This is a genomic window from Bacillus sp. L381, from assembly GCF_030284525.1.
In the GTDB taxonomy this organism is placed as follows: Bacteria; Bacillota; Bacilli; order Bacillales; family Bacillaceae; genus Bacillus; species Bacillus amyloliquefaciens.
The window spans coordinates 3471228-3490951 of the sequence record NZ_CP127224.1 but is presented as its reverse complement, the minus strand read 5'-3'; the positions used below and the strand labels follow the sequence as shown (position 1 = coordinate 3490951).

The window sequence follows — 19724 nt, the reverse complement described above, 5'->3', positions numbered from 1 at the left end:
GAAAACCCTCCTATCAAAATAATATCGTACCATATTCTGAGTCTGTCAATGCAGATTATCAGCTTGCTAGATTTTTTTCTTCCTGCCGGTTTAAACCTTTTCCGTCATGTCCATAATGAGACTAGACAAAAAAGCACGGAGAGGAACGGTGGGGACCGATGAAACAGACAATGATGATTTGCATATATATTTTTCTTTTATTATCAGGAGCGCTTGCAGGTTTGACAAAAGAAGAAACGGCGCGGGCATCAGCCAATGAGCCCGTTGTCATACCGGATGAAGCGATCCGGCTTAGGATTTTGGCCAACAGTGATAACGATGAGGATCAAAAGCTCAAGCGCCAGATCAGAGATGCTGTAAACAAGGAAATCACGGGCTGGGTGAAAGATATCACTTCCATTGAAGAAGCGCGCCGCCTCATTCGTTCGAAGCTCCCTGAAATTAAAGAAATCGCCAAAAAAACGATGAAAGAAAAGGGTGCGCATCAATCCGTATCCGTTAAATTCAATAAAATCTCGTTTCCGACAAAGCTTTACGGCAATATGGTCTATCCGGCCGGAAAATATGAAGCGATTTTAATTACTCTCGGCAATGGTGAAGGCGCCAACTGGTGGTGTGTCTTGTTTCCGCCGCTGTGCTTCCTTGATTTCTCAAACGGTGAAGCGGTGAAAGACCAGGAAGACGGCGGACAGAAGCACGAAGAAACGAAGAAACAGACAGAAAAAGTAATGGATGACGTAAAAGCAAAGGCTGATAAAGCGAAGAAAGAAAATAAGGATGACGATAAAACCGAAGTGAAGTTTTTCCTCGTCGATTGGATTTCAGATCTATTTTCCTGAAGCAAAAAGGCATAAATCCGGATTCGATTCATAGATTGGAAGAAAGAGTTGGTCGAAACGGAGGGAAATATATGTTTTATCAGCTGAGAGTGGCAAGAGATCAAGATACGGAAGCGTTGGAGGCCTTTTTGAAAAAGGCTGATACGGCACATGCTGAAATCGATCAGCAGATCAGCCGGTTTATCATGCTGGAGGACAGTGAAAAAAAGATTGCCGCCTGTCTCGGCATCGAAAAATTCAGCGGCGGAAAAGGGCTTCTTCGTTCACTCGTCATGTCGGACAGGCTGAACCAAAGCCATATCGTTACGCTGTTTCAAAGTATGGATGTGCTGTGTAAAAAACATGAAATTCAAGATGTCTACTTAGTCGCCAATCAGCCATCATCTGCTGAATTTCTGACTGTGATGGGATTTGAAACGTGCGCCGATGTGCCTGATGAACTGTATACGTCCGAGCATTTCCGCAATTCGTTATGCACAGAGGGTTCGTTTTTAATGGTGAAAACCACCGCCTAACCTTACTTATACACAAAGTTATCCACTTATTGAAAAGTGTTGTCCACAGTTTGTGGATAACACTTGTTTTATTTAAGGACATCTTTTATACTTTCAAAAGGAATACACGAGAGAAAATAAAGTTTTACCGCTTTAAAATAAGGAGTTTGGTTATACATGAAAACAAGAAGATGGTTTGTGGATTCTTCCGCAGAATTATCCACAACTGACCCCCAGATTACACAAGCAGCGGAATTGCTTCGTCAGAATGAAGTTGTGGCTTTTCCGACAGAAACCGTTTACGGACTTGGCGCTAATGCTGAAAATACGGAAGCCGTAACGAAAATATATGAGGCGAAAGGAAGACCGAGCGATAATCCGCTGATCGTGCATATATCTGACATCGGCCAGCTTGATCGTTTTATCAGCCATATTCCCGAGACGGCGAAAAAGCTCATGAAGCTTTTTTGGCCGGGGGCGCTGACTCTTGTCTTGCCGTGTAAGCCCGGGGTGCTGTCACCCCGTGTCACCGCGGGGCTTGAGACGGTAGCTGTCAGAATGCCGGATCATCCGGTGGCGTTAGCCCTGATCAGCTCGGCCGGACTGCCGATCGCAGCCCCGAGCGCGAATTTATCAGGCAAACCGAGCCCGACGAAGGCCGAGCACGTGGCTCATGATTTAAACGGCCGCATTGCCGGTATTGTGGACGGCGGCGCGACGGGGATCGGAGTAGAATCAACCGTTCTTTCCTGTGCGGGGAAACAGCCTGTGCTGCTTCGCCCGGGCGGCGTGACAAAAGAGCAGATTGAATCCGCCGCCGGTCCGGTCCTTGTGGATAAAGGACTGACCGAAGAAGATGAAGTTCCTATTTCTCCCGGTATGAAATATACACATTACGCGCCTTCTGCACCGCTGGCTATTGCTGACGGCGGCGCCCGGAGAATTCAAGAGCTGGCGGACGAATATAAAAGCCGGGGAAAACGAATCGGCATCCTGACAACAGAAGAGAACGCCGATAGTTACCAGGCTGATTTTATTAAGGTCTGCGGCCGGCGCGCCGACCTTGAAACAGTGGCGTCCGCCTTATACGATGCGCTCCGCAGCTTTGATGAAGCGGAAGTGGATATGATTATTTCTGAATCCTTTCCGGATACCGGAGTGGGGCTCGCCGTTATGAACAGGCTGATGAAAGCCGCAGGCGGCACCGTTATCCATTAACTTGTTCTACCCCTTATCGGACATGCATAAGCTAAACAAGCGGGCACGTCCAAGGGGGTTTTTTATTTCATGTCGAATCTATTCATCGGGGAGCTTGTCTCCTTAAGCATCATGGCATTTGCTTTGGGGACGGATGCTTTTTCCGTCGGGCTCGGAATGGGAATGATTCAGATGAGGAAAAAACAGATTTTTCATATAGGGGTTGTCATCGGACTGTTTCATGTCATGATGCCGCTGGCGGGAATGGCGGCCGGGCATCTGCTGTCCGGTTTTCTGGGGATGCTCGCTGTTTACATCGGCGGGTCTCTTCTTTTCATTTTAGGGGTGCAAATGATCATCGCCGCGTTTAAACAATCAGACGGGCCGCTCATATCTCCGGCAGGCTCGGGACTGATATTATTCGCGGTCGGTGTCAGTCTTGACAGCTTTTCTGTCGGGCTCAGCCTCGGAATGAACGGTTCCAATCCGATTCTGGCCGTTGCGCTGTTCGGAGCCTTCAGCGCCGTTTTAACATGGGCGGGTCTTTTGGCGGGAAGAAAGGTGCAGTCCTGGCTCGGCTCCTACAGCGAAGCGCTCGGCGGAGCCATTTTGATCGGATTCGGGCTGAAACTGCTTTTACCGATATAAGATACGTAAAAAAAGAAACGAAGATGCCGTTTCTTTTTTCTTCATTTATAATAGGCAGTAAGAGGTGACGGATATGAAAATAATCTTTGTTTGTACAGGCAATACGTGCCGCAGTCCCATGGCTGAGGCTCTTTTTAAATCCATTGCGGTAACGAAAGGGCTGGACGTCAGCGCAAGCTCTGCCGGAGTATTCGCGTCTCCGCACGGAAAGGCGTCGGCACATGCCGTGGAAGCGCTGTTTGAAAAACGGATCGCTCTCAATCACACATCATCTCCCTTATCGGAAGAACATATCGAGACGGCCGATCTTGTGCTGGCGATGACCGAACAGCATAAACAGCTGATCGAAAGCAGATATCAAAACAGTCAGGGCAAAGTATTTACCATTAAAGAATACGTAACGGGGACAAAGGGAGATATCTCTGACCCGTTCGGCGGTTCGCTTGATGTTTATAAACAGACGCGGGACGAACTGGAGGAGCTGCTGATCCTTTTGGCTGATCAATTACTTGATGGCAAAAGCAAGTAACCTGTCAGAAAATCTGCAAACAGGTCATTTGCAAAACGAATGTGAAAGAGTAGAATGAAATCAACGGATTTCGTAAAAAAAGGACAAGCACACTGGGCTGTCTTCGCCCAGCCACACCTAGGAGGTAAATTGAATGAAAGTAGCTATTGCGTCAGATCACGGCGGCGTCCATATCCGCGAAGAAATAAAAAGTCTTTTAGATGAATTGCAGATTGAATACATTGATATGGGCTGTGAATGCGGCGGCGGCTCTGTCGATTATTCAGACTACGCTTTTCCGGTAGCGGAAAAAGTGGTGAGCGGCGAAGTTGACAGGGGAATTTTAATTTGCGGCACAGGCATCGGCATGAGCATTTCCGCTAACAAGGTAAAAGGAATACGCTGTGCGCTTGCCCATGACACTTTCAGCGCAAAAGCGACGCGAGAACACAATGATACAAATGTTCTTGCGATGGGAGAACGCGTTATCGGCCCGGGTCTGGCGCGCGAAATCGCAAAAATCTGGCTGACGACTGAATTTACGGGCGGCCGCCACGAACGGCGGATCGGCAAAATCGCAGATTACGAAGAAAAAAATCTGTAAGAGGTGCTGGACAATGGAAGAGATGAAGCAAAAATGGACGGGCATGCTGACTGAATTTCAAGAGCAGGCCGGACTGACGGACGGCAGTCTGCTGGTAATCGGGTGCAGTACGAGTGAAGCCGCCGGAAGCCGGATCGGCACCGCCGGAAGCGGGGAATGGGCTGAATTGATTTACGGCGGACTTGCCCGATTCAAGGAAAAAACGGGTGTGCATCTTGCTTTTCAATGCTGTGAGCATTTAAACAGGGCGCTTGTCATCGAAGCGGAAACGGCCGAGCGGTTCAGGCTTCCCATTGTTTCCGCCGTCCCCGTCCCGAAAGCGGGCGGAGCGATGGCTTCTTATGCATACCGGCAGATGCAATCTCCCGTGCTCGCTGAATCGATTCAGGCCGACGCCGGAATTGACATCGGAGATACGTTCATCGGCATGCATTTAAAACCCGTCGCCGTCCCTGTCCGGGTATCAAGCCGTGAGCTCGGAGAAGCACATGTGACGATGGCCCGGACAAGGCCGAAGCTGATCGGCGGAATTCGCGCTGTTTATGAATGCGAATGATGAAAATACTTTTCCTATATAATGTTCGTGTTTTCTAATTAAATATTGTGATTTTTTTAAATAAGCTGTTACATTCACCTGAAAAACCATGTACAATAAGGTGGTAAAAATAAAGAACAGGAAACGGATAGGAGAGGATTTCGCTGATGAAACATTTACCTGTACAAGATAAACAAGTGTTTAACGCCATCAGAGATGAGCGTAAGCGTCAACAGACTAAGATCGAATTAATTGCTTCTGAAAACTTCGTGACGGAAGCGGTAATGGAAGCACAAGGCTCTGTTTTAACAAACAAATACGCTGAAGGCTATCCCGGCAAACGCTACTACGGCGGCTGTGAGCACGTTGATGTCGTTGAGGACATCGCCCGCGACCGCGCGAAAGAGATTTTCGGAGCTGAGCATGTAAACGTTCAGCCGCACTCAGGCGCTCAGGCGAACATGGCTGTTTACTTCACGATTCTAGAGCACGGCGACACGGTGCTCGGCATGAACCTCTCCCACGGCGGCCACTTAACACACGGAAGCCCGGTTAATTTCAGCGGCGTTCAATACAACTTTGTTGAATACGGTGTCGATAAAGACACGCAATATATAGATTATGAAGATGTGCGTGAAAAAGCGCTGGCGCATAAGCCGAAACTCATCGTTGCCGGAGCGAGCGCGTATCCCCGCACGATCGACTTTAAAAAATTCCGTGACATCGCTGATGAAGTCGGCGCTTACTTCATGGTCGACATGGCGCATATCGCGGGTCTTGTCGCGGCCGGCCTTCATCCGAATCCGGTTCCTTACGCTGACTTTGTAACGACAACGACTCACAAAACACTTCGCGGACCGCGCGGAGGAATGATCCTTTGCCGTGAAGAGTTCGGCAAAAAAATTGATAAATCTATTTTCCCTGGCATCCAAGGCGGACCGCTTATGCATGTCATCGCGGCAAAAGCCGTTTCTTTCGGGGAAGTGCTTGAAGATGATTTCAAAACATATGCGCAAAATGTCATCTCGAACGCGAAGCGCCTTGCTGAATCTCTGAACAAAGAGGGCATTCAGCTCGTATCAGGCGGAACGGATAACCACCTTGTGCTTGTTGACCTCCGTTCTCTCGGTCTGACCGGAAAAGTCGCTGAACATGTTCTTGATGAAATCGGCATTACATCTAATAAAAACGCGATTCCTTACGATCCGGAAAAACCGTTCGTCACAAGCGGAATCCGTCTCGGTACGGCAGCTGTGACAAGCCGCGGATTTGACGGTGACGCGCTTGAAGAAGTCGGCGCCATCATCGGCCTCGCGCTGAAAAATCATGAAGACGAAGCAAAACTTGAAGAAGCGAGACAGCGTGTGTCTGCCTTGACTGAGAAGTTTCCTTTATACAAAGAACTGGACTATTAATAAGGAAGAAACCCGCCGGAACCCTAATCCGGCGGGTTTTTTTATGATTTTCTTGAAACTGTTTGTCTTTTTCTGTAGAATCAATAGAAGTGTGAAAAAGTCACTCGGACAACAAAAAAGGAGCTGAACACAGTATGGGAAAGGTTTACGTATTTGATCATCCTTTAATCCAGCATAAGCTGACATATATTCGAAATGAAAATACAGGCACAAAGGATTTCAGAGACCTTGTAGACGAAGTTGCATCACTGATGGCGTTTGAAATTACACGTGATCTTCCGCTTAAAGAAGTGGAAGTGAAAACACCTGTTCAAACAGCGACATCCAAAGTGATTTCAGGGAAGAAACTCGGTATTGTGCCGATCCTGAGAGCGGGTCTTGGAATGGTGGACGGCATGCTGAAATTAATCCCGGCGGCTAAAGTGGGACATGTCGGATTATACCGTGATCCGGAAACCTTAAAACCGGTGGAATACTATGTCAAGCTTCCTTCTGATGTAGAAGAGCGTGAATTTATTGTCGTGGACCCGATGCTTGCAACGGGAGGCTCTGCGGTTGAAGCGATAAACAGCCTGAAAAAGCGCGGCGCGAGAAACATTCGTTTTATGTGTCTTGTAGCGGCTCCGGAAGGCGTGGAAGAGCTGCAGAAACATCATTCTGACGTTGATATTTATATCGCGGCCCTTGATGAAAAACTGAATGAAAAAGGCTATATCGTTCCGGGTCTCGGTGACGCGGGTGACAGACTGTACGGAACAAAATAAATCAGAAAACCTCATTCAGAGGTTTTCTTTTTTTATCCAGATTTTTGCTGAATGGGGAGAGTTCATACAGTTATAGGTGAATTTGTGAACATTCTGTGTATGCTTTCGGTATAAAAAGTTTTTTAACTTTAAACAGATTGACACATGTTAGGGGCTATTGTATGCTAAACGAGGGTATTATGAGAAGGTTTTCATTCCTTTCATTTCTAGTATCCATCCTCATTTTAAATCCTCCCAAAAAAACCCGTTACATGAGGATTTATCTAAGCGAATGAAACAGCATCCCGCACCAGGAGGATGAGTGGTTTTTTCGAACAGGCCGTTTTTTTGCGGGACAAAAAAGGCCTTCTGCAAGGGTTAACCGCATGTATTGCCGTATCCAGGAATTATATTACATTTTCATCAGGAGACAGATAGTTGATGGACGATCCCAATCTTACATTCAGCAGACAACGGAGATATGTATTTATGATCTTAGCAATCTATTTGCTGGGATATGGTCTTACGGCGTATAAAACTGTTTTTTTAGGCCTCTTTTTGGGAACTGTTTTCAGTTTGTTTAATCTATGGCTCTTGACCAGAAGAATGAATGCTTTTGACAAGGCCGTAGCGAAAGGAAAGTCCATACGATCACTCGGGAGCGCAGCGCGTTGGTGCAATGCGGTACTTGCGATGGCTATCGCCTTTAAATATCCCGACAAAGTCAGTGTGGCAAGTGTGATTATTGGATTAATGACAATTTATCCCGTCATTATGATAGATTCCATTATTCAGCTCAAACGTTCATCAATGGAAGAGAGGTGAAAACCCATTGAATCACGATTACAGAACTATTGATTTGTTTGGTCTTACTTTTAATCTGACAAACATTCTGATGATTACTGTGGCAAGTGTGATTGTGCTGCTGATTGCGATTCTTACTACGAGAACGCTGTCCATCCGTCCGGGAAAAGCCCAGAACTTCATGGAATGGATTGTTGATTTTGTCCGCAATATTATAGGCAGTACAATGGATTTAAAGACAGGGGCTAACTTCTTGGCGCTTGGTGTAACCTTGCTGATGTACATATTTGTATCAAATATGCTGGGGCTGCCGTTTTCTGTAACGGTCGGACACGAGCTTTGGTGGAAATCACCGACGGCTGATCCGGCTATTACCCTGACTCTGGCCGTTATGGTAGTGTCATTGACGCACTATTACGGCGTGAAGATGAAAGGCTTGAAGGAATATTCTAAGGATTATCTCAGACCGGTTCCGCTTATGTTCCCGATGAAGATCATTGAGGAGTTTGCGAATACGCTGACACTCGGACTTCGTCTTTACGGTAACATTTTCGCCGGGGAAATTCTTCTGGGCCTTCTTGCAAATCTGGCGACGAATTTCTACTCAAACAGTTTCTTTCTCGGTTTGGTCGGCACAGTCGGAGCCATTATTCCGATGCTTGCATGGCAGGCATTCAGCTTGTTCATCGGTACCATCCAGGCATTTATCTTTACGATGCTGACGATGGTGTACATGTCACACAAAATCAGTCATGATCATTAAAATCATATATCCATTCGGATAACATTTTAAAGGAGGAACTTTTTCATGAATTTAATAGCAGCTGCGATTGCAATCGGTTTAGGTGCACTTGGTGCAGGTATTGGTAACGGTTTGATTGTTTCACGTACGGTAGAGGGAATTGCCCGTCAGCCGGAAGCAGGAAAAGAACTTAGAACTCTTATGTTCATGGGTATCGCATTAGTTGAGGCCCTTCCTATTATCGCTGTCGTTATCGCGTTCTTAGCGTTCTTTGGCTAAGCAAAAAAGCCTTATATGAACTAAAAATGGCGAAGATCACTCTAAGAGAACCTTCGCCATTGCTTTATGTCTGATAAGCAGGCCGGCTTGAAACGGCTTTTTATCAGCAGAGAAAACCTGCAGAAGGGAGTTGCCGTAGTAGATGTCTCAATTACCTCTTGAATTAGGACTTTCGTTTAACGGCGGAGATATCCTATTCCAATTGTTAGCTATGTTAGTTTTATTAGCGCTTCTCAAGAAATTCGCTCTTGGACCGCTATTAAATATAATGAAACAGCGTGAAGATCATATCGCCGGCGAAATTACGTCCGCTGAAGAAAGAAATAAAGAAGCGCAGAAGTTGATTGAAGAGCAGCGCGTTCTTTTAAAAGAAGCGAAACAGGAATCACAATCACTCATTGAAAATGCGAAAAAGCTGGGTGAAAAGCAGAAGGAAGACATTATCCAGGCTGCGCGCGCCGAGTCTGAAAGATTAAAAGAAGCGGCGAGAACCGAAATTGTCAAAGAAAAAGAACAAGCGGTTTCCGCACTTCGCGAGCAAGTCGCATCACTTTCTGTCTTAATCGCATCGAAAGTGATTGAAAAAGAGCTTGATGAACAAGCCCAAGAAAAACTGATTCAGGACTATCTTAAAGAGGTAGGAGAAAGCCGATGAGTGGATCTGCTGTCTCTAAACGATACGCGTCAGCGCTTTTCGACATTGCCGTTGAGACTTCTCAAATCAATGAAATCGAAGAAGAGCTTACCGTACTAAAAGAAGTTTTCCGAAACGAAGCCGGATTACAGGAAGTGTTAAGCCATCCGAAGGTATCGGCTGCTAAGAAAAAAGAGCTGATTCAGCAATCATTCGGCGCACTGTCTGAGTCCGTGCTGCATACGATTTTTCTTCTGATTGACCGCCGCCGGTCTTCGATTGTGCCTGATCTCACAGACGAGTTTATTAAACTTGCAAATCAGGCCCGTCAGACAGAGGATGCGGTTGTTTATTCAGTAAAACCGCTGTCAGAGGCGGAAATGTTATCATTATCTCAAGTATTTGCAAAAAAAGCCGGAATCGCTTCGCTCAGAATCAGAAATGAAGTGCAGACGGATTTAATAGGCGGCATTAAAGTCCGCATTGGAAACCGGATTTATGACGGAAGCGTGAGCGGAAAGCTTGAGCGCATGGAACGTCAACTTGCCGGAGGAAATCGATAGAAGGGGTGAAACCTAAGTGAGCATCAAAGCTGAAGAGATTAGCACGCTGATAAAGCAGCAAATTCAAAATTACCAATCTGAAATTGAAGTTCATGACGTAGGTACAGTCATCCAAGTCGGAGACGGTATTGCGCGTGTGCACGGCCTTGACAATTGTATGGCCGGTGAACTTGTTGAGTTTTCAAACGGCGTTTTGGGTATGGCTCAAAACCTTGAAGAATCCAATGTAGGTATCGTTATCTTAGGACCTTACAGAGATATCCGTGAAGGCGATGAGGTCAAAAGAACGGGCCGCATCATGGAAGTGCCTGTAGGCGAAGAATTAATCGGACGTATCGTCAACCCGCTCGGACAGCCGGTAGACGGACTGGGTCCGATTCTGACAAGCAAAACCCGACCGATTGAAAGCCAGGCTCCAGGCGTAATGGACCGTAAATCGGTACATGAGCCGCTGCAAACAGGTATTAAAGCGATCGACGCGTTAATTCCGATCGGCCGCGGACAGCGTGAGCTGATTATCGGGGACCGCCAGACAGGTAAAACATCTGTTGCGATTGATACAATCTTAAACCAAAAAGACCAAGACATGATCTGTGTGTACGTAGCGATCGGTCAAAAAGAATCTACAGTACGCGGCGTAGTGGAAACACTTCGTAAGCACGGCGCGCTTGACTACACGATTGTCGTGACGGCGTCCGCTTCACAGCCGGCTCCGCTTCTTTACCTTGCACCGTATGCAGGGGTGACAATGGGTGAAGAATTCATGTACAACGGCAAGCACGTTCTCGTCGTATATGATGATTTATCCAAACAAGCGGCCGCTTACCGTGAGCTGTCATTGCTTCTTCGCCGTCCGCCGGGCCGTGAAGCATTCCCTGGGGATGTATTCTATCTTCATTCCCGTCTGCTTGAGCGCGCAGCCAAGCTGAGTGATGCAAAAGGCGCAGGATCAATTACGGCGCTGCCGTTCGTCGAAACACAAGCCGGAGATATCTCCGCTTATATCCCGACAAACGTCATTTCCATTACTGACGGACAGATTTTCCTTCAATCCGACCTATTCTTCTCAGGCGTGCGTCCTGCGATCAATGCCGGATTATCCGTATCCCGTGTCGGCGGATCAGCCCAAATCAAAGCGATGAAAAAGGTAGCGGGAACATTGCGTCTTGACCTTGCTTCATACCGTGAACTTGAAGCATTCGCTCAATTCGGATCTGATCTTGACCAGGCGACTCAGGCGAAACTGAACCGCGGTGCGCGTACAGTTGAAGTGCTGAAGCAAGACTTGAATAAGCCGCTTCCGGTTGAAAAACAGGTAGCCATTCTTTATGCGCTGACAAAAGGATATCTTGATGATATTCCGGTTGCGGATATCAGACGTTTTGAAGAAGAGTACTACATGTACCTTGATCAAAACCATAAAGATCTGCTTGACGGCATTGCGAAAACAGGAAACCTTCCTGCTGATGAAGACTTCAAAGCTGCAATCGAAGGCTTCAAACGCACATTTGCACCAAGCAACTAACCCTTAGAAGATGAGAGAAAAAGGTTCTCTTTTTCTCTCTTTTTACGCAAATGAAGAATAAAGGTGGTGAAATCTTTGGCCTCATTACGCGATATTAAGTCAAGGATCACGTCAACGAAAAAAACAAGCCAGATCACAAAAGCCATGCAGATGGTATCCGCTGCGAAACTGAACCGTGCGGAAACCAACGCGAAGTCATTTGCTCCGTATATGGATAAGATCCAGGAGGTTGTGTTTAACGTCGGAAAAGGCGCGAAAAACGCGAAACACCCGATGCTTGTCTCAAGAGAAGTGAAAAAGACGGCGTATCTCGTCATTACGTCTGACCGCGGGCTTGCGGGTGCGTTTAACAGTTCGGTTCTGCGAAACGCTTACCGCACCATTCAAGAACGCCATCAGTCTAAAGATGAATACACGGTGATTGCAATCGGCAGAGTCGGCCGCGATTTCTTCAAAAAACGGGAAATCCCGATTTTGTCTGAGTTAGTGGGGCTTGGCGACGAGGTCACTTTTGCTCAGATTAAAGATTTGACCCGTCAGACGGTTCAAATGTTTATCGATGGCGCTTTTGATGAACTGCATTTGGTATATAACCATTTCGTCAGTGCGATTTCACAGGAAGTGACGGAGAAAAAAGTGCTGCCTTTAACGGATTTCGGAACGAGCGGCGGGAAGCGCACGGCTTCTTACGAGTTCGAACCGGATGAAGAAGAGGTGCTCGAAGTGCTGCTCCCTCAATATGCGGAAAGCTTAATTTACGGTGCGCTTCTTGACAGTAAAGCAAGTGAACACGCTGCGAGAATGACAGCAATGAAAAATGCGACTGATAATGCGAAAGAACTCATTGATTCACTTTCGCTTTCATATAACCGCGCGCGTCAAGCGGCGATTACACAAGAAATTACCGAAATTGTCGGCGGTGCAGCCGCTTTAGAATAGAAAGATTTTGTCAGGAGGGATAGCGATGAAGAAAGGACGCGTAAGTCAGGTGCTTGGACCGGTTGTCGACGTACGTTTCGAGGACGGCCACTTGCCTGCGATTTATAATGCGATTAAAGTTTCACAGCCAGCTTCAGGCGAAAATGAAGTAAGCATCGATCTAACGCTAGAGGTTGCTCTTCATTTAGGCGATGATACAGTCCGTACAATTGCCATGGCATCTACGGACGGAATTCAGCGCGGAATGGAAGCCGTTGATACAGGTGCTCCGATTTCCGTTCCTGTCGGTGATGTTACTCTCGGCCGCGTATTTAACGTACTGGGAGATAAAATTGATTTAAATGAACCGCTGCCTGCGGATGCTCAAAAGGACCCGATCCACAGATCAGCTCCTTCATTCGATGAGCTTTCAACTGAGGTTGAAATTCTTGAAACAGGAATTAAAGTTGTTGACCTGCTTGCTCCTTACATCAAGGGCGGTAAAATCGGGTTGTTCGGCGGTGCCGGCGTAGGTAAAACCGTATTAATCCAGGAATTAATCAACAACATCGCGCAAGAGCACGGCGGTATTTCCGTATTCGCCGGTGTAGGAGAGCGTACTCGTGAAGGGAACGACCTTTTCTACGAAATGAGCGATTCAGGCGTTATCAAGAAAACAGCCATGGTCTTCGGACAAATGAACGAGCCGCCGGGCGCACGTATGCGTGTAGCACTGACGGGTCTTACAATGGCTGAGCATTTCCGTGATAAACAAGGACAGGACGTACTGTTCTTTATCGATAACATTTTCCGTTTCACACAAGCGGGTTCAGAGGTTTCCGCGCTTCTCGGCCGTATGCCTTCTGCGGTTGGTTATCAGCCGACGCTTGCGACAGAAATGGGTCAGCTTCAAGAGCGTATTACGTCTACAAACGTTGGTTCAGTTACATCTATCCAGGCGATCTACGTGCCTGCCGATGACTACACTGACCCGGCTCCGGCGACGACATTCGCTCACTTGGATGCAACGACTAACCTTGAGCGTAAATTAACTGAAATGGGTATCTACCCTGCGGTTGATCCGCTGGCTTCCACTTCCCGCGCGCTTGCTCCGGAAATTGTCGGAGAAGAGCATTATGCGGTGGCGCGTGAAGTCCAGTCAACGCTTCAGCGTTACAAAGAACTTCAGGATATTATTGCGATTCTCGGTATGGACGAATTGGGCGAAGAAGATAAGCTTGTCGTTCACCGCGCACGCCGTATCCAGTTCTTCCTTTCTCAAAACTTCCACGTAGCTGAGCAGTTTACGGGACAAAAGGGTTCTTACGTGCCTGTTAAAGAAACGGTAAGAGGCTTTAAAGAAATCCTTTCCGGTAAATATGACCATCTTCCGGAAGATGCATTCCGTCTTGTGGGACGCATTGAAGAAGTCATTGAGAATGCAAAAGAGATGGGTGTAGAAGTTTAATCTGGTCCTAGGAGGGTAAAAGCATGAAGACCGTTAAAGTCAATATCGTTACTCCCGACGGCCCAGTATATGATGCTGATATTGAAATGGTAAGTGTAAGAGCCGAGAGCGGTGATCTCGGTATCTTGCCGGGCCATATTCCGACCGTGGCTCCGCTTAAAATCGGCGCTGTCCGCCTTAAAAAAGACGGACAGACCGACTTGGCGGCTGTCAGCGGCGGATTTTTAGAAGTCCGTCCTGATCAGGTCACTATCCTTGCACAAGCCGCTGAAACAGCGGACAGCATTGATAAAGAGCGCGCCCTTGCTGCGAAAAAGCGGGCGGAAGACCGTTTAAACAAACGATCAGATGATACTGACATTCGTCGGGCTGAGCTTGCGTTACAGCGGGCTGTAAACAGATTGGATGTTGCAGGAAACTAAAAAAGAATCCTTCTCGGCTATCTGAGAAGGATTCTTTTTCTATATTAACGCATAAGAGATTCATAGACGCCGATAAGCGGATGATCCTCTTCTTTTTGCAGATATAAATGTTCACAGCAGTTGTCGGTGTGCCACGTTTTGTTTCCTCTTCGCACACCCGTCGTATAGGCGCCGTCCGTGTACGGATAAGGTTTGACGATCCATTCGGCATCGTCATGGTGTCTGATGGCGCAATCGATGACATACACGCTGAGCATTTTCTCAAATTCGTCAATCGGCAGGTTCCAATCCGCCAGCAGCAGCTCTTTTATGCTGCGGAAGTAAAGGGTTTCCAATTCCTGCAGGCTGCCGTGTGAATAATCTAGAGAAATGTTGAAAAACTGACATAATTCTTTCAGTTCCTCTGTTTGGGACTGTCTATAATCATAGTAGAATGCAATCGCTTCCCACTCGTGGTCAAATACGGGCAGTGTTTCTCCATACTGCTTTTCCGGATGAAAAAAGGAATGATTCATATTCCCATCTCCTTTCCAAAAAAGTATACCATGCCGGAGAACGGACATTTAAGCGGGGATTGCCCCTAATTTTGGATAAAAATTCTGCTGTAAAAATGATCATCTTTCTCTCTTCTTCTTATATAATAAGAGAGGATATGAGGGGCGGAAAAAATGAAAGGAGATGGAATTTGTGAATGTATTGGGGCAGCAGGCCGCAATCAGCATCCTGATTCACTTGGTATGCATTGCGGTGACATGGTGGGCGCTTCAGGCCGTCAACTTTGATCCGCTGATCCGAAAAGGAAAAATAGTGCAGGCACGGCTGCTGATTATTCTTCTTACCATTGCGATCGGGACGGCAGTCGCCAACTTCTTTTTAGATTATCTTACCTATTCGAAGCAGCTTCCATACTTGTTTTAAGAAGTTTCGTCAGTTTTAATGAAGGGAATCGCTGGGGGAGAAACCAATTTTACTTCACCCGCTTGGCGAGTTTTGACGAAGTTTTCCATGTATCGCTTTCCCCGGCTCCGGCAAAAATGGGAGTAAAGGGGAGAGATCGATATGAAGAAAAAAAGAGCAGGCCGTATCATCTTGTTTTTTGTTTTTTTAAGCGCCTTAATTGCGGTATTTCATTCCATTCATGCGAGTGAGCTGTCTCCGCTTGCCCAAATTGCCGAAGGAATGGAACGGCAGCATGTCACTGTTGATGAGTGGACGCTTCATGCGAAAGAAAATCTGAACCTGTCACTGAGTGAATTTGATGACAAGGTGAAAGAACTGAAGACGCAGAATCCGCAGTATCATTGGGAAACCGCCGAGGAAGATAAAATCATAAAGGCCGTCGGCACATATTCTGACAAAAAAAATCACACAACTTTTAAACTGCAGCTCGTCACTACCCTCAAAAATCAGAACCCAACTTCGTATTTATTATATGAGCAAATGAGCCCGGAGCAACCGGAAAACTGGAATGATACATATGAACAGTTTGAACGGCAGGCACATGACATATTTCAAAATAAAGTATTTATTTTTACTTGTCTAAAGGGTCATTTAAATGATAATATGAGTATTGTTTTGCAAAAAAAAGCAGAACAGCTCATGAAAGAATTTGAAGCAAGTCCAGTTGAACATGTAGTTGAGCCTCATTTCGTTTCTGTTTCTGCATTTACATATAAGTGGACAGATTACATCATGACATCGAAACATAAGATGAATGTGCAAATTGCGCTTAGAAGTGCGGGAATGGGCGAAAAACATACCGTTACGGTTGGCACACCAATCGTGACAACTGAATATTAATATAGAGAATATAGGGACGCGGAGGGGAATACCTTGGAAAAAATCATCGTCCGCGGCGGTCAGAAGTTAAACGGCACAGTGAAAGTTGAAGGAGCAAAAAATGCCGTTTTGCCTGTTATCGCTGCATCTTTATTAGCAAGTGAAGAAAAAAGCGTAATATGTGATGTACCTACGCTCTCCGATGTATATACAATTAACGAAGTGTTGCGTCATTTAGGAGCAGATGTGCATTTTGAGAATAATGAAGTTACCGTAAACGCTTCTTACGCTTTAGAAACAGAAGCACCTTTTGAATATGTGCGTAAAATGCGCGCGTCAGTGCTTGTTATGGGCCCTCTGTTAGCCCGTACGGGTCATTCAAGAGTAGCGCTTCCTGGCGGCTGCGCAATCGGCTCAAGACCGATTGACCAGCATTTAAAAGGCTTTGAAGCAATGGGTGCAAAAATCAAAGTAGGCAACGGCTTTATTGAAGCAGAAGTGGAAGGCCGTCTGCAGGGCGCAAAAATCTATTTAGATTTCCCAAGTGTGGGTGCGACAGAAAACTTGATTATGGCAGCTGCATTAGCTGAAGGAACAACAACGCTTGAAAACGTGGCAAAAGAGCCTGAAATCGTTGACTTAGCGAACTATATCAATGCGATGGGCGGAAAAATCCGCGGAGCCGGCACAGGCACCATTAAAATTGAAGGTGTCGAGAAGCTTCGCGGCGTAAGACACAATATCATTCCTGACCGTATTGAAGCGGGTACTTTCATGGTGGCTGCGGCTATCACGGAAGGAAATGTATTAGTAAAAGGTGCGGTTCCTGAGCATCTTACGTCTTTAATTGCGAAGATGGAAGAAATGGGCGTCAAAATTACGGATGAAGGAGAAGGCCTTCGTGTCATCGGTCCTGCACAGCTGAAGCCGATCGACATCAAAACGATGCCTCACCCAGGATTCCCGACTGACATGCAGTCACAAATGATGGCGCTGCTGCTCCGTGCGAGCGGAACAAGCATGATTACTGAAACTGTGTTTGAAAACCGTTTTATGCATGCTGAAGAATTCCGCCGGATGAATGGCGACATTAAAATTGAAGGACGTTCTGTGATCATTAACGGTCCTGTACAGCTGCAAGGCGCAGAAGTTGCCGCTACGGACCTGCGTGCGGGCGCGGCGCTGATTCTTGCGGGATTAGTGGCTGAAGGTCATACACGCGTCACGGAACTGAAGCATTTGGATCGCGGTTATGTGGATTTCCATAAAAAACTTGAGGCTCTCGGCGCTGACATCGAGCGTGTTGTCGATGAAACGGCCGCTGAACAAGAAAGTAAAGAAGCCGTTACTGACTTAAACGCATAATGGTTACAAAAACAGTATGTCAATCTGGCATACTGTTTTTTTATATGGTTTATCATCATTATTATGCTCTGAATTCCAAAAAAGAATACGTTTTTCGCGTAAATAATCGAATAAAAGAATCTGTCCAAAAGGAAGTCATATTAGCTTGTCCCTGCCCATAAGATGAAGTAGAGTCGAATCCCAAGCAGGAGGCAGCTGATATATGAAACCCATTGTATTTCTACTATCCGGGCTGTGTGTACTTATTCTTCTTGTTCCCACCATTCTCGTCCTTCCGTTTCAGGCCGAAAAAGGAGCAGCCGTAAACAGGGAGCCCGGACACAAAACAGCACACACCATACGAGAAACAAAAGGAGCAGAAACAACATTGAAAGAATCACCTGTATCCGTTCCGGTTTATCGGACATCCAATCATTCTGTAGAAAACATCCCGCTTGAAGAGTACGTGATCGGTGTCGTGGCTTCCGAAATGCCCGTAGAATTTAAAGCGGAGGCCTTAAAAGCCCAGGCGCTCGCTGCCCGTACATTCATCGTCAGACTGATGGTCGCAAACTCAGCCGTTCAGGCCCCGAAAGGATCACTGGTGGATGACACGCAAATGTTCCAAGTCTATCAAAGCAAAAGCCAGCTGAAAAAAGAATGGGGTTCTAAGTACGCGCAAAACCTTAAGAAAATCACAAACGCGGTGGCCGGTACGCAAGGAAAGATTTTAACGTATGAAAACAAGCCGATTGAGGCATCTTTTTTCTCTACAAGCAATGGGTATACGGAAAATGCGGAAGCCTATTGGACAAGCGCCATTCCTTATTTAAAGAGCGTGAAAAGCCCTTGGGATAAAAAATCGCCAAAATATCTCGCCACCCAGACTTTCAGTGTGCCGGAGTTTCAGCAGAAGCTCGGTGTGCAGCTCGCAGGACAAGACACGGTGGGGCAGATTACGGCCAGAACGCCGGGACATCAAGTGGCGACGGCCGTCATAAACGGCAAGAAGCTGAAGGGACGAGACATTCGGGAAAAACTCGGACTCCGTTCTGCCGACTTTGAATGGAAACGAACCGGCGGCAGCATCACCATTACGACGAAAGGATTCGGTCACGGCGTCGGCATGAGCCAGTACGGTGCCAATTATATGGCGGAGCAGGGAAAATCCGTGACGGACATCGTCAAGCATTATTATCAGGGAGTGGATATTTCCGAGGCAGATTCATTTTTAAGCAAATATATGGCGAAAAAGTAGACGCTTTCATCAGCGTCTTTTTTTCGGAAAACTATTCCATAAACGGTTAAGGAACCAACGGACTCATATAACGAAAGGCTAAAGGCTGACAAATGCGGATAGATGGCTGCGCACCGGGTGAAAATCACTGATAAAAATGCCGCTTCTATGTGAATATACGCAAAAATAATGAGGAACCCCGTCCTATTTATTTCCCTTTTCAACTCATTTACGATAGGTAGTGTTCGACGTTGAACGGAAATCTATTGAAAAGGGGAAAAGCAATGAAAAAAACATTTTCACTCATACTCATGTTCGGTTTGCTGCTGACTGCTGCATCTCCTGCTTTTGCTGCTGAGAATGCAAACGAGAATTCTTTCTTTAAACCTAAAAACAATACCGCCATTTTGCTTGATGCGAGCGGCAGTATGGCGAAACGGATAGACGGTGTTTCTAAATACAACATGGCAAAAGATGAAATTGTCCGTTTTGCGGATCAAATTAAATCTAAATCACATGTCAGAATGACGGTTTTCGGTTCTGAAGGCAATAATAAAAACTCCGGAAAAGTTCAGTCTTGTGAATCTATTCGCGGTGTATACGGATTCCAAAAGTTTGACAAACAGAGCTTCCTTAATTCTCTGAACGGAATCGGGCCTACTGGCTGGACACCGATTGCAAAGGCATTAGAGGATGCGAAGGCTTCTTTTAACGGCGTGCACAAACTCGGCAGTAAATCCGTTTACCTGTTAACGGACGGCGAGGAGACATGCGGAGGAGATCCTATTAAGACAGCGAAAGAACTTCGCAAACAGCATATTAAAGTCAATGTAATCGGCTTTGACTTTAATGAAGGCTTCAATGGCCAGCTTCACGCGATTGCCGGAGCGGGCGGAGGAAAATATTACGAAGCTCACAGTCAAAAGGATATGAACCGTATCTTTACATTAGAAGCGAGTTCATTAGCGGAATAAGAAAAGGCGCCGTTTTCGGCCCTTTTTTTTACGCCTGAATTAACAAAATTTT

Annotated in this window: 24 protein-coding genes; 23 read left to right on the top strand and 1 reads right to left on the bottom strand. The window is 46.4% G+C overall.

The genetic code is table 11. The features are described 5' to 3' along the window. Positions 1-158 precede the first annotated feature (158 nt). The 18 genes from spoIIR to QRX25_RS17860 all read left to right on the top strand — a co-directional run bounded on the left by spoIIR (position 159) and on the right by QRX25_RS17860 (position 14338). Positions 159-839: a stage II sporulation protein R gene (gene spoIIR / locus QRX25_RS17945; protein ID WP_065982552.1), complete on the top strand. Its 681-nt coding sequence runs from the start codon at positions 159-161 to the stop codon at positions 837-839. Between the two features lie 71 nt (positions 840-910). Beyond that, positions 911-1354, top strand: a complete 444-nt coding sequence (locus QRX25_RS17940) for a GNAT family N-acetyltransferase (protein ID WP_013353918.1) — start codon at positions 911-913, stop codon at positions 1352-1354. Positions 1355-1510: 156 nt separating this feature from the next. After that, entirely contained in the window at positions 1511-2551 is a 1041-nt protein-coding gene (locus tag QRX25_RS17935; protein WP_065982551.1) for an L-threonylcarbamoyladenylate synthase, read from the top strand. Positions 2552-2620: 69 nt separating this feature from the next. Beyond that, positions 2621-3178, top strand: a complete 558-nt coding sequence (locus tag QRX25_RS17930) for a manganese efflux pump MntP (protein ID WP_065982550.1) — start codon at positions 2621-2623, stop codon at positions 3176-3178. A gap of 73 nt (positions 3179-3251) precedes the next feature. Continuing rightward, positions 3252-3707, top strand: a complete 456-nt coding sequence (locus QRX25_RS17925) for a low molecular weight protein arginine phosphatase (RefSeq protein WP_065982549.1) — start codon at positions 3252-3254, stop codon at positions 3705-3707. 133 nt (positions 3708-3840) lie between these two features. Then, the gene (gene rpiB / locus QRX25_RS17920) at positions 3841-4290 is read left to right on the top strand and encodes a ribose 5-phosphate isomerase B (protein ID WP_013353914.1); all 450 of its coding nucleotides are present in this window, start codon (positions 3841-3843) and stop codon (positions 4288-4290) included. 13 nt (positions 4291-4303) lie between these two features. After that, the gene (locus QRX25_RS17915; protein WP_065982548.1) at positions 4304-4846 is read left to right on the top strand and encodes a TIGR01440 family protein; all 543 of its coding nucleotides are present in this window, start codon (positions 4304-4306) and stop codon (positions 4844-4846) included. A gap of 146 nt (positions 4847-4992) precedes the next feature. Further along, positions 4993-6240, top strand: a complete 1248-nt coding sequence (glyA, locus tag QRX25_RS17910; protein ID WP_013353912.1) for a serine hydroxymethyltransferase — start codon at positions 4993-4995, stop codon at positions 6238-6240. A 134-nt stretch (positions 6241-6374) separates the two neighbouring features. Next, a complete protein-coding gene (upp, locus tag QRX25_RS17905) occupies positions 6375-7004 on the top strand; it encodes a uracil phosphoribosyltransferase (RefSeq protein WP_003151154.1) in 630 nt (209 codons plus the stop codon). A 420-nt stretch (positions 7005-7424) separates the two neighbouring features. Then, positions 7425-7808 carry an ATP synthase subunit I gene (locus tag QRX25_RS17900; protein WP_065982933.1) on the top strand — a complete coding sequence of 128 codons (384 nt, stop codon included), beginning with the start codon at positions 7425-7427 and terminating at the stop codon, positions 7806-7808. A 7-nt stretch (positions 7809-7815) separates the two neighbouring features. Continuing rightward, complete coding sequence (gene atpB / locus QRX25_RS17895; protein WP_003151158.1) at positions 7816-8550, top strand: F0F1 ATP synthase subunit A; 735 nt, start codon at positions 7816-7818, stop codon at positions 8548-8550. 45 nt (positions 8551-8595) lie between these two features. After that, positions 8596-8808: a F0F1 ATP synthase subunit C gene (atpE, locus tag QRX25_RS17890; RefSeq protein WP_003151167.1), complete on the top strand. Its 213-nt coding sequence runs from the start codon at positions 8596-8598 to the stop codon at positions 8806-8808. A 142-nt stretch (positions 8809-8950) separates the two neighbouring features. Then, complete coding sequence (gene atpF, locus QRX25_RS17885) at positions 8951-9463, top strand: F0F1 ATP synthase subunit B (protein WP_013353909.1); 513 nt, start codon at positions 8951-8953, stop codon at positions 9461-9463. Continuing rightward, positions 9460-10005, top strand: a complete 546-nt coding sequence (locus tag QRX25_RS17880; RefSeq protein ID WP_003151169.1) for a F0F1 ATP synthase subunit delta — start codon at positions 9460-9462, stop codon at positions 10003-10005. The genes atpF and QRX25_RS17880 overlap by 4 nt, the downstream gene beginning before the upstream one ends. A gap of 16 nt (positions 10006-10021) precedes the next feature. Then, entirely contained in the window at positions 10022-11530 is a 1509-nt protein-coding gene (gene atpA / locus QRX25_RS17875) for a F0F1 ATP synthase subunit alpha (protein WP_003151170.1), read from the top strand. Positions 11531-11605: 75 nt separating this feature from the next. Continuing rightward, positions 11606-12469, top strand: coding sequence for an ATP synthase F1 subunit gamma (gene atpG / locus QRX25_RS17870; protein ID WP_065982547.1), 864 nt, complete (start codon positions 11606-11608; stop codon positions 12467-12469). 25 nt (positions 12470-12494) lie between these two features. Then, positions 12495-13916, top strand: coding sequence for a F0F1 ATP synthase subunit beta (gene atpD, locus QRX25_RS17865; protein WP_065982546.1), 1422 nt, complete (start codon positions 12495-12497; stop codon positions 13914-13916). Positions 13917-13939: 23 nt separating this feature from the next. After that, positions 13940-14338 carry a F0F1 ATP synthase subunit epsilon gene (locus tag QRX25_RS17860; RefSeq protein ID WP_013353907.1) on the top strand — a complete coding sequence of 133 codons (399 nt, stop codon included), beginning with the start codon at positions 13940-13942 and terminating at the stop codon, positions 14336-14338. 44 nt (positions 14339-14382) lie between these two features. Here the strand turns inward: QRX25_RS17860 and QRX25_RS17855 are convergent, their stop codons facing one another. Next, complete coding sequence (locus QRX25_RS17855; RefSeq protein WP_013353906.1) at positions 14383-14853, bottom strand: YwmA family protein; 471 nt, start codon at positions 14851-14853, stop codon at positions 14383-14385. 172 nt (positions 14854-15025) lie between these two features. Between QRX25_RS17855 and QRX25_RS17850 the strand changes: the two genes are divergently transcribed. The 5 genes from QRX25_RS17850 (at position 15026) to QRX25_RS17830 (ending at position 19672) form a co-directional block, all read left to right on the top strand. Beyond that, on the top strand, positions 15026-15256 hold the full coding sequence (locus QRX25_RS17850) for a DUF1146 family protein (RefSeq protein WP_013353905.1): 231 nt from the start codon (positions 15026-15028) through the stop codon (positions 15254-15256). A 141-nt stretch (positions 15257-15397) separates the two neighbouring features. Continuing rightward, the gene (locus tag QRX25_RS17845; RefSeq protein ID WP_212099626.1) at positions 15398-16138 is read left to right on the top strand and encodes a YwmB family TATA-box binding protein; all 741 of its coding nucleotides are present in this window, start codon (positions 15398-15400) and stop codon (positions 16136-16138) included. A gap of 33 nt (positions 16139-16171) precedes the next feature. Beyond that, entirely contained in the window at positions 16172-17482 is a 1311-nt protein-coding gene (gene murA / locus QRX25_RS17840) for a UDP-N-acetylglucosamine 1-carboxyvinyltransferase (RefSeq protein WP_013353903.1), read from the top strand. A gap of 202 nt (positions 17483-17684) precedes the next feature. Further along, positions 17685-18719 (top strand): stage II sporulation protein D, encoded by a 1035-nt coding sequence (spoIID, locus tag QRX25_RS17835; protein WP_212099623.1) that lies wholly within the window; start codon positions 17685-17687, stop codon positions 18717-18719. Between the two features lie 263 nt (positions 18720-18982). After that, the gene (locus QRX25_RS17830) at positions 18983-19672 is read left to right on the top strand and encodes a VWA domain-containing protein (RefSeq protein WP_115996676.1); all 690 of its coding nucleotides are present in this window, start codon (positions 18983-18985) and stop codon (positions 19670-19672) included. Positions 19673-19724 lie beyond the last annotated feature (52 nt).